Annotated in this window: 14 protein-coding genes; 6 read left to right on the forward strand and 8 right to left on the reverse strand. The window is 73.8% G+C overall.

Going from position 1 to position 13,471, the window contains the following annotated elements:
- Position 1 precedes the first annotated feature (1 nt).
- The 4 genes from ACIQ8B_RS25845 to ACIQ8B_RS25860 form a co-directional block, all read right to left on the reverse strand.
- Positions 2–2,359: a SpoIIE family protein phosphatase gene (locus ACIQ8B_RS25845; protein WP_403550006.1), complete on the reverse strand. Its 2,358-nt coding sequence runs from the start codon at positions 2,357–2,359 to the stop codon at positions 2–4.
- A gap of 67 nt (positions 2,360–2,426) precedes the next feature.
- Positions 2,427–2,894 carry a peroxiredoxin gene (locus tag ACIQ8B_RS25850; protein ID WP_403550008.1) on the reverse strand — a complete coding sequence of 156 codons (468 nt, stop codon included), beginning with the start codon at positions 2,892–2,894 and terminating at the stop codon, positions 2,427–2,429.
- Positions 2,891–3,271 (reverse strand): hypothetical protein, encoded by a 381-nt coding sequence (locus ACIQ8B_RS25855; RefSeq protein ID WP_403550010.1) that lies wholly within the window; start codon positions 3,269–3,271, stop codon positions 2,891–2,893. Before ACIQ8B_RS25855 ends, ACIQ8B_RS25850 begins: the two co-directional genes overlap by 4 nt.
- A 71-nt stretch (positions 3,272–3,342) precedes the next feature.
- Positions 3,343–3,849 (reverse strand): MarR family winged helix-turn-helix transcriptional regulator, encoded by a 507-nt coding sequence (locus tag ACIQ8B_RS25860; RefSeq protein ID WP_403550012.1) that lies wholly within the window; start codon positions 3,847–3,849, stop codon positions 3,343–3,345.
- A gap of 641 nt (positions 3,850–4,490) precedes the next feature.
- On the opposite strand from ACIQ8B_RS25860, the gene ACIQ8B_RS25865 reads away from it, so the two are divergent.
- Complete coding sequence (locus tag ACIQ8B_RS25865) at positions 4,491–5,264, forward strand: NPP1 family protein (RefSeq protein ID WP_403550014.1); 774 nt, start codon at positions 4,491–4,493, stop codon at positions 5,262–5,264.
- Between the two features lie 99 nt (positions 5,265–5,363).
- A complete protein-coding gene (gene hemC / locus ACIQ8B_RS25870; RefSeq protein WP_403550030.1) occupies positions 5,364–6,281 on the forward strand; it encodes a hydroxymethylbilane synthase in 918 nt (305 codons plus the stop codon).
- Between the two features lie 18 nt (positions 6,282–6,299).
- On the opposite strand, the gene ACIQ8B_RS25875 is transcribed toward hemC, so the two are convergent.
- Complete coding sequence (locus ACIQ8B_RS25875; RefSeq protein ID WP_403550016.1) at positions 6,300–6,821, reverse strand: hypothetical protein; 522 nt, start codon at positions 6,819–6,821, stop codon at positions 6,300–6,302.
- 452 nt (positions 6,822–7,273) lie between these two features.
- On the opposite strand from ACIQ8B_RS25875, the gene ACIQ8B_RS25880 reads away from it, so the two are divergent.
- A complete protein-coding gene (locus tag ACIQ8B_RS25880) occupies positions 7,274–8,068 on the forward strand; it encodes an RNA polymerase sigma factor SigF (RefSeq protein WP_290008737.1) in 795 nt (264 codons plus the stop codon).
- Between the two features lie 39 nt (positions 8,069–8,107).
- On the opposite strand, the gene ACIQ8B_RS25885 is transcribed toward ACIQ8B_RS25880, so the two are convergent.
- On the reverse strand, positions 8,108–8,434 hold the full coding sequence (locus ACIQ8B_RS25885; RefSeq protein ID WP_290008738.1) for an ANTAR domain-containing protein: 327 nt from the start codon (positions 8,432–8,434) through the stop codon (positions 8,108–8,110).
- 247 nt (positions 8,435–8,681) lie between these two features.
- Between ACIQ8B_RS25885 and ACIQ8B_RS25890 the strand changes: the two genes are divergently transcribed.
- On the forward strand, positions 8,682–9,485 hold the full coding sequence (locus ACIQ8B_RS25890) for a VOC family protein (RefSeq protein WP_290008740.1): 804 nt from the start codon (positions 8,682–8,684) through the stop codon (positions 9,483–9,485).
- Between the two features lie 21 nt (positions 9,486–9,506).
- Here ACIQ8B_RS25890 and glgX read toward each other — a convergent pair whose 3' ends face one another.
- A complete protein-coding gene (gene glgX, locus ACIQ8B_RS25895; RefSeq protein ID WP_403550019.1) occupies positions 9,507–11,651 on the reverse strand; it encodes a glycogen debranching protein GlgX in 2,145 nt (714 codons plus the stop codon).
- Positions 11,648–12,160, reverse strand: coding sequence for a pep a2 (locus ACIQ8B_RS25900; protein ID WP_106415634.1), 513 nt, complete (start codon positions 12,158–12,160; stop codon positions 11,648–11,650). The genes glgX and ACIQ8B_RS25900 overlap by 4 nt, the downstream gene beginning before the upstream one ends.
- A gap of 360 nt (positions 12,161–12,520) precedes the next feature.
- On the opposite strand from ACIQ8B_RS25900, the gene ACIQ8B_RS25905 reads away from it, so the two are divergent.
- Both ACIQ8B_RS25905 and ACIQ8B_RS25910 read left to right on the forward strand, forming a co-directional pair.
- Positions 12,521–12,823, forward strand: coding sequence for a DUF5133 domain-containing protein (locus ACIQ8B_RS25905; RefSeq protein ID WP_403550021.1), 303 nt, complete (start codon positions 12,521–12,523; stop codon positions 12,821–12,823).
- A gap of 73 nt (positions 12,824–12,896) precedes the next feature.
- Positions 12,897–13,471, forward strand: a 575-nt coding sequence (locus ACIQ8B_RS25910) for a maltotransferase domain-containing protein (protein ID WP_403550023.1), incomplete at its 3' end; no start/stop codon positions are given.

Raw genomic sequence — 13,471 nt, forward strand, 5'->3', positions numbered from 1 at the left:
GTCAGCGGCGCGGGAGGACCTGTTCCGCCCAGATGGTCTTGCCGCCGTCCGTCTGCCGGCTCCCCCAGCGCTGGGTGAGCTGGGCCACCAGCAGCAGTCCCCGGCCGCCCTCGTCGAAGGCGTGCGCCCGGCGCAGATGGGGCGAGGTGGGGCTGGCGTCGGTGACCTCGCAGATGAGGGTGCGGTCGCGGATCAGCCGCAGCCGGATCGGGGGCTCCCCGTAGCGGATGGCGTTGGTGACCAGCTCGCTGACCACGAGTTCGGTGACGAAGGCGACGTCGTCCAGCTCCCAGGCGGACAGCAGGTCGACCGCCCACTGCCGCACGGCCTGCACCGCGCCGGGGTCCGGGGAGACGTCCCGTGCGGCGACCTGTCCGGCGCCCAGGGCGCGGGTGCGGGCGAGCAGCAGGGCGACGTCGTCACCGGGCTCCTCGGGCAGCACCGCCTTGAGCACGACGTCGCACAGGGCGTCCAGCGACTCGGCGGGCGCCGCGAGGGCGCGGCACAGCTCCCGGGTGGCGTGGTCGATGTCGCGGCCCCGGCCCTGGACGAGCCCGTCGGTGTAGAAGGCGACGACGCAGCCCTCCGGCAGCTCCAGTTCGGTCGCCTCGAACGGCAGCCCGCCCACGCCCAGGGGCGGCCCCGGGTTCAGCGGCACGAGCCGGCAGGCGCCGTCGGGCATCAGCAGGGCGGGCGCGGGGTGTCCGGCGGCGGCCACCGTCAGACGGCGGGAGACCGGGTCGTAGACGGCGTACAGGCAGGTGGCGCCGAGTTCCGGCACGTCCTCGCGGTCGTCCGCGGCGAGGTGGGTGACCAGGTCGTCCAGGTGGGTGAGCAGTTCCTCGGGCGGCAGGTCGACGTCCGCGAGGGTGCGCACGGCCGTGCAGAGCCGGCCCATGGTGGCCGTGGAGGGGATGCCGTGTCCGACGACGTCCCCGACGACCAGGGCGACCCGGGTGCCGGACAGCGGGATGACGTCGAACCAGTCGCCGCCGATGCCGGCCGCGGACGCGGAGGGCAGGTAGCGGTGGGCGATCTCGACGGCGGCCTGCCCGGGCAGCACCCTCGGCAGCAGGCTGTGCTGCAGGGTCAGCGCGGTGGCGCGTTCCCGGGCGAAGCGTCGGGCGTTGTCGACGCTGACGGCGGCCCTGCTGGCGATCTCCTCGGCCAGCAGGGCGTCGTCGGCGGCGAACCCGTCGCGGCGGACGTTGCGGACGGCGAGCGCCACGCCGAGCGTGGTGCCGCGGGCGCGCAGCGGCACGGCGAGCTCCGTGTGGATACCGGGGGGCCTCGTGGTGCGCGTGCGCAGCGCCTCGGCGCCGCGTTCGGCCATCCACCGGTCGAAGTCCGGTTCGCCGGTCCGGGCGATGACCGCTCTGCCCTCGCGCAGCGCCCGGGCGGGCGGTGAGTAGGGCGGGTGGACGTCGGCGCGGCCGAGGGGGACGACGGTGTCGGGCGCACCCGGTCCCGACGAGGCGTGCGCCGCACGGCGCAGGACGGCCTCGGCGTCGCCCCTGAGCGGGGGCGCCTCCGCGTCGAGCACCCAGTCGAGCAGGTCGACGGCGGCGAAGTCGGCGAAGTCCGGCACCAGGAGCTCCACGAGTTCCTCGGCGGTGCGGATCACGTCGAGGGTGGTGCCGAGGGCCGCGGCGGCCTCGTCGAGCAGCACCAGCCGGCGCCGTGCGCGGTGCTGTTCGGTGCTGTCCAGGCCGGCCAGCGCGGTGGCGACCAGCCGGCCGGCGGCGTCGCGCACGGGCCACATCTCCACGTCCCACGCCTGCTGGTCCGGGCCGGCGGCGGCAGCCTGGCTGTAGGTCTCGTCGCGCAGGGGACGGCCGGTCTCGGCGACCGTGCGCACGTGCCGGTCGATGCTGCGGGTGCCTTCCTCCGCACCGGTGACGTCGAGGAAGGGCCGGCCGAGCAGGTCCTGCTCGGACCCGCCCAACTCCTCACAGGCGGCGGCGTTGATCCGGACGAAGCGGTGCTCGGTGTCGAGCACCGAGATCGGCAGGGACGACTGTTCGAAGACCTGGCCGGCCAGCGTCGTCTCCTCCGCTCCGGCGGGCACGGCGGTGACCACGTACCCGGCGTCCGCGTCACCGGGACCACGGACGGGGCACACCGCCAGCCGGAGCGTCACCGGGTGTCCGTCGCGGTGACGCACCGTGACGACTTCCACGGGCACAGCGGGACGGCAGGGCGGGTCGTGCCGGCCGCCCGGTTCCCCGGCGAGCAGGTCCCGTACGGGGCGTCCCACGGCCTCGTCGGCGGAGAACCCGGTCAGCCGCCGGGCTCCCTCGCTCCACCCCGTCACGACGCCGCGGGCATCGACGACCAGCGCGGCGGAGGCGTCGTCCATTGGTCCAGCATCGACCCGCGGCCGTCTCCTCTCAACCGCGGCGGGTGCGTCCGGGGCAGGGGCGGTGTCAGCCCCGGCGGGCGCGCAGGGCGGCGAGCGCCTTGTCCGCGTGCGCGTTCATGCGCAGCTCGCTGCGTACGACCTCCAGGACGGTCCGGTCCTGGCCAATGACGAAGGTGGCCCGCTTGGCGGGGGCCACGGAGATGCCCCGCTTGACGCCGAACAGCTCGCGGACCGCCCCGTCGGCGTCGGACAGCAGGGGCATGCCGAGGGTGTGCCGTCCGGCGAACTCGGCCTGCCGTTCGACCGGGTCCGCGCTGACGCCGACCGGACGGGCGCCCGCCTCGGCGAACTCGGCGGCGAGGTCGCGGAAGCGGCAGGCCTGCGCGGTGCAGCCGGGGCTCAGGGCGGCGGGGTAGAAGAACAGCACCACCGGGCCGTCGGCGAGCAGCTCGGACAGCCGGCGGACGGTGCCGGTCTCGTCCGGGGCGGCGAAGTCCTCGACCGTGTCGCCCTTCTCCACGCGCGCGCTCATGCCCTGCCCTCCGCACCCCTGGCGACGCCGCGCGCCCACAGCACCAGCGGCACCTGCAGCGGCAGCCGGCCGTACGCGACGGCCCGCTGCGGGGCGGGGCGGTGGCGCCAGTCGACGGCCATCTTCACGTTGGCGGGGAACACTCCGGCGAAGAACGCCGCCGCGGCCAGGGCGGCGGCCCTGCGGGTGCGGGGCAGCGCCACCCCGGCGGCCAGCGCCAGTTCGGCGGCGCCGCTGGCGTACGTCCAGGAGCGGGGCGAGCCGGGCAGGGAGCGCGGGACGATGGGGTCGAACCGCCGGGGCGCGGCGAAGTGCGCGGTGCCCGCGGCGGCCAGCAGGCCGGCGAGCAGCAGGGGCGAGCGTACGGACCGTGACACGGTTCCTCCTCCGATGACTGCCGCGCACGTTACCGGACGGTAAGGCAGCGGCGGCGCGGGAGAGCCGGAGTTCAGTCCGTGGCCGTGGACGGCGCGTCCGCGTTCTCCGCGTGGGTGAGGAAGTCGTCGACCATGCGGTGGAAGAGGGTGGCGAGCTGCCGCAGGTCGTCCGCGGACCAGTGGGCCAGGGCGGCCTGTATGCCGCGGACCCCGGTCTCGCGGATCCGGAGGACGGCCTCCCGGCCGGCGTCGGTGAGCTCGATGCGCTGGGCGCGGCGGTCGTCCGGGTCGGGGACGCGGACGACGTGGCCGGACTTCTCCAGGTGCTGCGCCGTGCGCGTGACGTGCGACGCCTCCACACCCAGCCGCGCCGCCAGCTCCCCCGGCCGCATCGGCCGGGCGTCGGCCATCTTCCGCAGCAGCGCCGCTCCGGGCCGGTCGAGCGGCACGCCCGCCGCGGCCATCAGCCGCTCGTGCTGCCGGGCGCGCGACGTGAGGTACGTGATGCGGTACAGCGCGCGCTCGATGTCGACCACCTCCGGGGAGGCGGGGACGTCGGAAGGCGAGGGTGTGGACATGACCGCACCGTACCATCTCGTTGCGTAACTCAATCAACTGAACGGTACGGAACGGACCGCTCCGTTCGCGCTCCGTCCGGACGGAACGGCGAGGCCGGACGCGTGGACCCGGACGGCGGCGCCCCCACCTCACCCGGGGCCCCGCCGCCGCTCCCGCCCACGCTCGCCACGCCCGGCCGGCCGCCGCCCCCGGCGGCGGACGCACGCCGGGCGCACGGGGCCGAGCAGGACGGGCAGCGGGTGGCGGTCCACCTCCCGGGCGACGGCGGCATCGTGCCGCGCCCCCGGTCCGGCCGGGACGTCACCGGCGGACGCCCCGAGCCGCGCCCGCCGGCCGCCGTGCCGGGCGCGCGGCGGGTGGCGCCCCGGCCGGCCGGTGAAGTGCGTCACCGCACCCGGACCCGGCAGGGCAGGCCGCGCCGGCCGTCCCGGCTGCGGCTCGGACCGGATCTCCCGCCCGAGGACGCGGCGGCCGGTCCCCCGACGACCCGGGGTGATCCGGAAGCGCCCCCCGTCACACCCGGGACGCGCCCCCCTCTCGACCCACACCCCCTCTTGGCATGAGCACATCCGACCGGAATGCTGTGAACTCCCCAGCTTCCCACAGCCGTTGGGCCGCGCCTGGCCACGAGGAGGACGCAGTGCCGCCGAACACCCCCCGTACGCACACCAGGAGATGGCTGACCGGCCTGGCCGCCGCCGCCCTGGTCGTCGCCTTCCCCGCCACGGCCTTCGCTGCTCCCCCGCCCGCGCTCCCCGCGAACGCCGACGACCTGGAGCGGACCTACCAGCCGGCCTACGACTACGACACCGACGGCTGCTACTCCTCCCCGGCGATCGGCCCCGACGGCTCGGTCAACACGGGCCTGAGACCGACCGGCGCCCTGAACGGCGACTGCCGTGACGCGTCCGACCTGGACAACACCAACAGCTATGCGCGCGCCACGTGCAACAACGGCTGGTGCGCCGTGGTCTACGCGCTGTACTTCGAGAAGGACCAGGCGCTGCCGGGCGTCGGCCTCGGCGGGCACCGCCACGACTGGGAGCACGTCGTGGTGTGGGTGCGGAACGACACCGTGCAGTACGTGGCGACGTCCCGGCACGGCTCGTTCGCGATCCACCCCCGCTCGTCGGTCCGCTTCGAGGGCACCCACCCGAAGGTCGTCTACCACAAGGACGGCATCGGCACCCACTGCTTCCGCCTGGCGAGCGCGGGCGACGAACCGCCGGAGAACCACCGGGGCACCTGGCAGTACCCGCCGCTGGTCGGCTGGAACGGCTACCCGCCGGGGCTGCGCGAGAAGCTCGCCGCCCACGACTTCGGCAGCGCCCACTTCGGCCTCAAGGACGGCAGCTTCGCCTCGCACCTCGCCGCGGCCAAGCCGTCCGGCATCCCCTTCGACCCGAACGGATGACAGTGACGGACGAGTTGGCGCCCGGGGGTGCGACGCCGTGCCCCCCGGCGCCGGGGGGCGACCGGGGTCTGTCGTGACGCCAGGGCCCTCCCGGAACCGATCCGTGTCGTCTCCCGCGACTCACCCATGGCACTCGCCCAGGTGGAGCGCGTGCGGGCGGAGTTGGCCGCGGTCCGCCCCGGAACGCGCACCGAGGTCGTCCCGGTGCGCACCACCGGGGACAAGTGGCTGGGCGATCTGTCACAGGTGGAGGGCAAGGGTGCGTTCACCAAGGAGGTGGACACCGCGCTGCTGGCCGGGGAGGCGGACCTCGCGGTGCACTGCGTGAAGGACGTGCCCGCCGACCGGCCGCTCCCCGCGGGCACGGTGTTCGCGGCGTTCCTGAAACGGGACGACGTCCGCGACGCGCTGGTGCACCCGGACGGCCTCACCCTGGACGAGCTGCCGCCCGGCACCCGGATCGGGACCTCGTCGGTGCGCCGGGTCGCCCAGCTCGCCGCCACCCATCCGCAGCTGCGGTGCGTGCCGCTGCGCGGGAACGCCAACCGGAGGCTCGCGAAGCCCGCGGAGGGCGAGGTGGACGCGCTGCTGCTCGCGGCCGCCGGCCTGGAGCGGATCGGCCGGAGCGACGTGATCAGCGAGGTGCTGTCCCCCGACGTGATGCTGCCGCCGGTCGGAGCGGGCGTCCTCGCGCTGCAGTGCCGGGAGGGCGACACCGGCCTGATCGAGGCGGCCGCCGTGCTCGACGACCCCGGCACCCACCGCGAGACCACCGCCGAGCGGATGCTGCTGCATGTGCTGCAGGGACACTGCAACAGCCCGATCGCGGGCCTCGCCCGGGTGGACCGGAGCGGTGAACTGTCCTTGCGCGCCTGCGTCTTCACCCCGGACGGCAAGACCCGGCTGAACGCCCACGAATGGGCGGGGCGGCTGGACCCGGCGACGCTCGGCACCTCGGTCGCCGTGGCGCTGCTGCGTCAGGGCGCCCGTGAGGTCATCGACGGCATCCCGCGCTGAACACCCCGGGCGGCGGCGTCAGGCGGTGCCCTCCTCCGCCTGCTCCTGGAGGAACAGGCTCACCTGCTGGGCGAGGCTCTCCCGGGCCGCCCCGGCCGTCGCGCCCGGCGCGGGTTCGAGCACGCCGACGCCGCCCGTCCACAGCCGGCGTCCGGCCCACTCCTCGTCGGCGCGCACCTGCACCTGGACGTCGACCTGCCCCAGGAACCGCTCGGGCGCGGCCGCGTGGAGCACGGCGGTGGCGCGGCGCAGCGGATAGACGTCGAATCCCTCGATGAATTGCGAGTTGCGCCAGTCGATGAACGCGCTCTCGCCGTCGGGGCCGGTGCGCACATCGATCTGACCGTCCTCGAGATGAATGCACACGGGGCGGTCGCCCCGGTTTTCCACGGTCACCCGGACCCGGAAGTACGACAGCCCTTCGGCGGCCTCGTCCCGCCCGCGCGGCGGTTCGCCCGCCTCCAGACGATGGACGCGGACCCGCAGACCGGCATGCTCGTCGTACTCCTGCCAGTCCCCGACCACGTTCGGCTCGTCCACAGTGCACCTCTCGACTTCTGTCCGCTGCTTCCTATCTGTGGGCTCGGCGCACTGTCAAACGAGCGGAATGCGCTGTGGTCAGGCAGTTCGCCCGATCTGATCGCCGATCAAGCGCTGCGCAGGAGGAATCGCCCGGCCGGACCACCGGCGCGCCGCCCGGGCGTGCCGTACATCACGTCCGCCGCGGTGATCGTCCGCCCGCCGGCGGCGCACCGCGCCCCTCCCCCGCCGGGCCGGTCACGCACCCGCGCACCAGCGCCCCGTCATGCACGCCCCGAATTCCCTCGATTCCGCAGCGTGCACCATTCCCGAATTTCCCGCGACGCGCCCGCGACGTATTTCCCGGAGCCGTTTTGAAATCGCGGCGCACCGGGAAAGGAATGCTCAGTGCTTCGGACAGGAGGCACGTGTGTTCTGTCCATCCGGCACCCGCTCAGGGAGGTGCGCGCGTGATGCGTACCGTCGGTCCCAGGAAGCCCCACTCCCATGACGACGCCCCCGAGACGACCCGTGACTTCGAGCGTCTGGCCTCGCTGCCCGACGGGCCGGAGCGCCGGAGGCTGCGCGACGAGCTGGTCACGGCGTGGCTGCCGATGGCCGAGCGCATCGCCGTCCGGTTCCGCGGCCGGGGAGAGGCCCTGGAGGACCTGTACCAGGTGGCGGCCCTGGGTCTGGTGAAGGCCGTGGACCACTACGATCCGGCGCGCGGGAACGCCTTCGAGGCGTACGCGGTGCCGACCGTCACGGGCGAGATCAAGCGCCACTTCCGCGACCACATGTGGACCCTGCACGTGCCGCGCCGGGTGCAGGACCTGCGCAACCGGGTGCGCGCCGCGGTGAAGGAGCTGTCGCAGACGACGCCGGGGCGGACGCCCACGGTCGCCGAGATCGCCGCGCACGCCCGGCTGACGGAGGACGAGGTGCGTACCGGGACGGAGGCGCTGGAGTGCTTCTCCGCGCTCTCGCTGGAGGCGGAGATGCCGGGCACGGACGGGTACGCGCTGGGCGACTCCATCGGCGGTCCGGACCCGGCCTACGACGCCGTCGTGGACCGGGTGGCGGTGCGGCCCTGTCTGGAGGCGCTGCCGGAGCGGGAGCGGCTCATCCTCTATCTGCGCTTCTTCAAGGGGATGACGCAGAGCGGCATCGCCGACCAGCTGGGCATCTCCCAGATGCACGTCTCCCGGCTGCTGAGCAGCTGCTTCGCCCAGGTGCGCGAGGAGCTGTCGTCGTCCGACGCCGGCTGACCGGGACGCGAGGGCCCCGGCCGCACCCGGCGCCGGGGTTCAGGACTCCGGGGGGACGTCCGGGAGGCGGGTGGGGCCGAGGCGGTCGAGGACCTCCTCGAGGACCGTGCGGACCTCGGTCGGCAGCGTGCCCGTGCGTCCCCAGACGAGGATCATGTCGGCGATGCTGCGGAGCTTGATGTTGGTCCGCTGGGACACCTCCTTCAGCACCGTCCAGCCCTGGTCGGGCGAGACCCGCCCGAGTGCGACGATCATTCCGATGGCCTGGTCCACCACCGCGTGCGAGACGACCGCGTCCTTCAGCTGCCGAACTTCTCTCTCCAGCTGGAGGATCCGGTCCGCGCCCCCGTCCGTGGGCATGGTCACCTCCGGTTCCGGTGTGCCGCTCTCGTGGTGCCTTCGTTCGGTGCTTGAGTGCCTTCACCCAGTGTCCGGTCCCTCCATGGTCGCCACTCGGTCCGCCCCCTGCCACCGGGGTGGCCCGCGGGTGGCCGGGGGGGCACCGTTTCGCGGCCGCCGCCGGGGTACCCGGCAGGCGCCCGGGCCGGTGCCCCGCGGACACTGGTGCCATCCGGGTGGCTGCCGGGCCGACGAAGATCAGGACGCGACCGCTATGAACCACGACATGACCTCCCCCTCCGGCGCGACGGGCGTCGTCTCGGCGCACACCGTCTACGGGGCGCCCTGCTGGGTGAGTCTGACCAGCCACGACCTCAGGACGACCGAGGACTTCTACGGCGCCGTCCTGGGCTGGGAGTGGCGTCCGATGCGGCTGGGCGACCGGTTCCGGGTCGCCCTGGCGGACGGCCGGCCGGTGGCGGGCGTCGCCGCGGTCGCCGGAATGTGGCAGACGGCGGTGGCGTGGACGCCGTACTTCGCGGTGCGCAGCGCCGACGAGGCGGCGGCGCGGGTGCAGGAGCGCGGCGGGACCGCCGCGGTCGGCCCCATCTCCCTGCCGCCGGGGCGCGCGGCGCTGCTCGCGGACCGGGACGGAGCGACGTTCGGCGTGTGGGAGGGCGAGCTGTTCTCCGACTGGCACACCTGGCGCCAGGCGCAGCTGGCGTTCATCCGGCTGCACACCCGTGACGCGTTCGACGCGGCGATCTTCTACGGCGAGGTCTTCGACTGGGCGTCCGGCGGTCCCGGCGGCTGCGAGGTGAACTACGAGGGCGAGGAAGTGGTGCTGCGCAGCGGCGGGGCCGTGGTGGCGCTCATCACCTCGGGTGCGCTGGGGTCGGCGCCCGACCCGCGGATCCGGCCGCACTGGCAGGTCCACTTCACCGTGCCGGACGTGGCCGCCTGCGCCCGCGCCGCCGAGGAGCACGGGGGCGGCGTGCTGTCCCTGGACCCCGAGGAGGCGGTGCTGAGCGACAACGAGGGCGCCCGGTTCACGGTCACCTCGCGCCGCGGGCACTGACACCTCCCCGGGGCCGCCCGGTCACCGCGCGGTGTGCGAGGGGCGGGACAGCAGCACCAGGCTGCGCGCGTCCACGGCCAGCCGGGTGCCCGCCTTGCGTTCCGCCTCGTCGGGGACGCCGTCCGGGTCGGCGGTGTCGACCAGCGCCGTCCACCGTTCACCGTAGGAGGCGTCCGGCAGCCGGAAGCCGACCGGCTCCCAGTGGCTGTTGAGCAGCAGCAGGAACGAGTCGTCGATGACGGGCCGGCCGCGCGGGTCCGGTTCGGCGATGGCGTCGCCGTTGAGGAACACGCCGACCGAGTGGGCGTCGGGGCGCATCCAGTCGTCGTCGGTCATCTCCCGCGCGTCGGGCGCCAGCCACACCAGGTCGGGCAGCGGCTGGTCCGCGTGGCGCACGGTCTCGCCCAGGAAGAAGCGGCGCCGGCGCAGCACCGGGTGGTCGCGGCGCAGGGCGATCAGCCGGCGGGTGAAGGCGAGCAGGGCGCGCTGCTCGTCGCCCTGCCGCCAGTCGATCCAGCTGATCTCGTTGTCCTGGCAGTAGGCGTTGTTGTTGCCGCGCTGGGTGCGGCCCACCTCGTCGCCGTGCGAGAGCATCGGGATGCCCTGCGACAGCAGCAGCGTGGCCAGGAAGTTGCGCTGCTGCCGGGCGCGCAGTTCCCGCACGGCCGGGTCGCGGGTGGGGCCCTCCGCGCCGCAGTTCCAGGAGCGGTTGTCGTTCTCGCCGTCCTGGTTGTCCTCGCCGTTGGCCTCGTTGTGCTTGGCGTTGTACGAGACCAGGTCGCGCAGGGTGAAACCGTCGTGCGCGGTGACGAAGTTGACGCTGGCGCGGGGCCGGCGCCGGTGGTGGGCGTACAGGTCGGAGGAGCCGGTCAGCCGGGAGGCGAACTCACCGAGGGTGTGGTCCTCGCCGCGCCAGAAGTCCCTGACCGCGTCGCGGTACTTGCCGTTCCACTCCGACCACAGCGGGGGGAAGTTGCCGACCTGGTAGCCGCCCTCACCGACGTCCCAGGGCTCCGCGATGAGCTTGACGCGGCTGATCACCGGGTCCTGCTGGATCAGGTCGAAGAACGCCGAGAGCCGGTCCACCTCGTGGAACTGCCGGGCCAGGGTGGCCGCGAGGTCGAAGCGGAACCCGTCGACGTGCATCTCGGTGACCCAGTACCGCAGCGAGTCCATGATGAGCTGCAGCACGTAGGGGTGGCGCATCAGCAGGCTGTTGCCGGTTCCGGTGGTGTCGTAGTAGTGCCGCCAGTCGCCGTCCACCAGCCGGTAGTACGAGGAGTTGTCGATGCCCCGGAAGGAGAGGGTGGGGCCCTTCTCGTTGCCCTCGGCGGTGTGGTTGTAGACGACGTCCAGGATCACCTCGAGCCCGGCCGCGTGCAGCGCCTTGACCATCTCCTTGAACTCCGTGACCTGCTGGCCGCGGGTGCCGCGGGCGGAGTAGGCGTTGTGCGGGGCGAAGAAGCCGATGGTGTTGTAGCCCCAGTAGTTGGCCAGGCCCCGCCCCTGGAGCACGCCGTCCTGGACGAACTGGTGCACCGGCATCAGCTCCACCGCGGTGACGCCGAGCGAGGTGAGGTGCTCGATCACCGAGGGGTGCGCCAGACCGGCGTAGGTGCCGCGCAGTTCCGGCGGGACGTCGGGGTGGGTGCGGGTGAGCCCTTTGACGTGGGTCTCGTAGATCACGGTGTCGGAGTACGGGCGGCCGGGGCGTCTGTCGTCGCCCCAGTCGAAGGCCGGGTCGGTCACCACGCCGAGCATGGTGTGGCCCGCGCTGTCCGCCGGGTCGGGCCCGTGGGGATTCCGCTCGTACAGCGAGGGGTGGTTGTCGATCTGGCCGTCGACCGCGGTGGCGTACGGGTCGAGGAGCAGTTTCGCCGGATTGCAGCGGTGGCCGGCGGCCGGGGCCCAGGGGCCGTGCACCCGGTAGCCGTAGCGCCGGCCGGGTCCGACCCCGGGCAGGTAGCCGTGCCAGACGAAGCCGTCGACCTCGGTGAGCCGTACCGTACGGTGCCGGCCGTCGTCGTCCACCAGGATCAGGTCGACGCGTTCGGCGACCTCGCTGAACAGCGCGAAGTTGGTGCCCTCGCCGTCGTAGGTCGCACCCAGCGGGTAGGGGCGCCCGCTCCAGGCGGGCGCCCCTTTCCGGTCGTGTCGCCGGGTCACCGGACCTCCTCCAGGAGGCCGCCGGGCGTTCGCACCCGTGCGGTGACCGTGGTGACGTTCACCTCGCGGGGCAGGTCCAGTCCCTCGCTCTCGCGCGGGTCGGGCGCGGTGGGCACGAGGGGCACGCGTTCGCCGGCGCGGGCGCGCTGCGAGAACCAGATGACCTTGCTGCCGGTCTCGGTGGCGCAGCAGCCCCAGCCGTCGCTGCTGGCGGCGAGGTGCTCGAGGCAGCCGCGCAGTTCCTGGTCGGGGCGCAGCGCGCGGTCGTTGTCCGCGATGGCCGTGATGAGGTGCTGGCCGTTCCACCACATCTCGATCGAGATGTTCTTGTCGGTGGCGTGCTCGTCGATGGCGCGCAGCAGCATCTCGGTGCCGCCGCAGACGGGCTCCATGAGGTTCTCCAGATCCCAGAACCGGAGGTGAGCGGCCAGTATCCGGCTGACCTGTCCCACCCTCTCCGGGCTGACTTCCACGTCGAGGTGGTAGTAGCAGGGCACTGCGGTCTTCATCGTCGTCGGCTCCTCACCGCGAGGCTCGCACTCCTCCCGTCCGACGGACGGGCCCCCGGACACGGAACGTGAGCGGGTGTCGCTTCTGAGTCACCTTCAGACTGAGGGGGTTGGTCCATTCGTGCAACACGAGCGCACGAGTGAGGCGCATGGGGCGACATCTGAGCACACCGGAGCCGCACCGGCCCGCCCGGTCACCGCGGATTAATGGTTGAAATTCCAACAAGACGTCGGGTCACTGTCCGTGCACCATGAGTGAAGACCTCGATCGCCGTTACGGGTCCGTGCACCGGTGCGCACGGCTCCGCCCGACCGTCGGGACAACGCGCACCCATCGAGCCCCGGAGAGGTGAACGGCGCATGCTGCTCCCCGCAAAAGCCGAAGTCGCCCGGCAGTTGCGTCGTTACCGGGCCTGGGAACGCGTGATGCTGGCCGCCCCCACCGACCACACGGTGCGGGCGACCTTCGAGGACTCCGGCTACACCCTCTGCGTGCTGATGGGGAAGCGCTGCGCGCGGGAGGCGGCCGACGCCGCGGAACGGTACCTGCGCACGACGCTCGTCACCTGTCTGCAGGAACAGGACGACCGGCCCCGTCCGGCCGCCACGGTCCGACGCGGTCCGCCGGCCGTCGAGCGGCGCTCCCCGGCGGGAAGGCGATGACCTTCCCGCCTCCATGTGGTCCCATGCCCGGGCGCCTGCCCGGGCATCGCGAGCGGCGGAGGTGCACAGGCCCATGAAGACGATCCCGACCATCGGTCGTGTCCCGGTGCGGGACGTCCGGCCGTCCGTCGACCGCGGCAGACGTCCGGCGAAGGCCGTGGTGGGCGAGTCGTTCGAGGTGACGGCGACCGTGTTCCGCGAGGGGCACGACGCGGTCGCGGCCAACGTGGTGCTGAAGGACCCGGAAGGGCGTCCGGGGCCGTTCACGCCGATGCGGGAGCTGGCGCCGGGCACGGACCGGTGGGGCGCGGAGGTGGTCGCGGACGCGCCCGGCCACTGGACCTACCGCGTCGAGGCCTGGGGCGACCCGGTCACCACCTGGCGGCACCACGCGCAGATCAAGGTCCCGGCGGGCATCGACACCGGGCTGGTCCTGGAGGAGGGTGCCGACCTCTTCGCGCGCGCCGCGGCCGGGGTGCCGCGCGACGCCGGACAGGACGTGATCCTCGCGGCCGCCGCGGCCCTGCGCGACGACACCCTCCCCTGCGCCACGCGCCTGGCGGCGGCGTTGACGCCGGAGGTGGACGCGGTGCTGGCCCGGCATCCGCTGCGGGAGCTGGTCACCAGCAGCGACCCGATGCCGCTGCT

Source organism: Streptomyces sp. NPDC096105, assembly GCF_044763335.1.
Taxonomy (GTDB): domain Bacteria; phylum Actinomycetota; class Actinomycetes; order Streptomycetales; family Streptomycetaceae; genus Streptomyces.

Excerpts from the sequence above, each read along its gene's own strand:
- ACIQ8B_RS25845 (WP_403550006.1), bottom strand. The coding sequence starts at position 2,359 with ATGGACGACGCCTCCGCCGCGCTGGTCGTCGATGCCCGCGGCGTCGTG.
- ACIQ8B_RS25850 (WP_403550008.1), bottom strand. The coding sequence starts at position 2,894 with ATGAGCGCGCGCGTGGAGAAGGGCGACACGGTCGAGGACTTCGCCGCC.
- ACIQ8B_RS25860 (WP_403550012.1), bottom strand. The coding sequence starts at position 3,849 with ATGTCCACACCCTCGCCTTCCGACGTCCCCGCCTCCCCGGAGGTGGTC.
- ACIQ8B_RS25880 (WP_290008737.1), top strand. The coding sequence starts at position 7,274 with ATGCGTACCGTCGGTCCCAGGAAGCCCCACTCCCATGACGACGCCCCC.
- ACIQ8B_RS25890 (WP_290008740.1), top strand. The coding sequence starts at position 8,682 with ATGAACCACGACATGACCTCCCCCTCCGGCGCGACGGGCGTCGTCTCG.
- ACIQ8B_RS25900 (WP_106415634.1), bottom strand. The coding sequence starts at position 12,160 with ATGAAGACCGCAGTGCCCTGCTACTACCACCTCGACGTGGAAGTCAGC.
- ACIQ8B_RS25905 (WP_403550021.1), top strand. The coding sequence starts at position 12,521 with ATGCTGCTCCCCGCAAAAGCCGAAGTCGCCCGGCAGTTGCGTCGTTAC.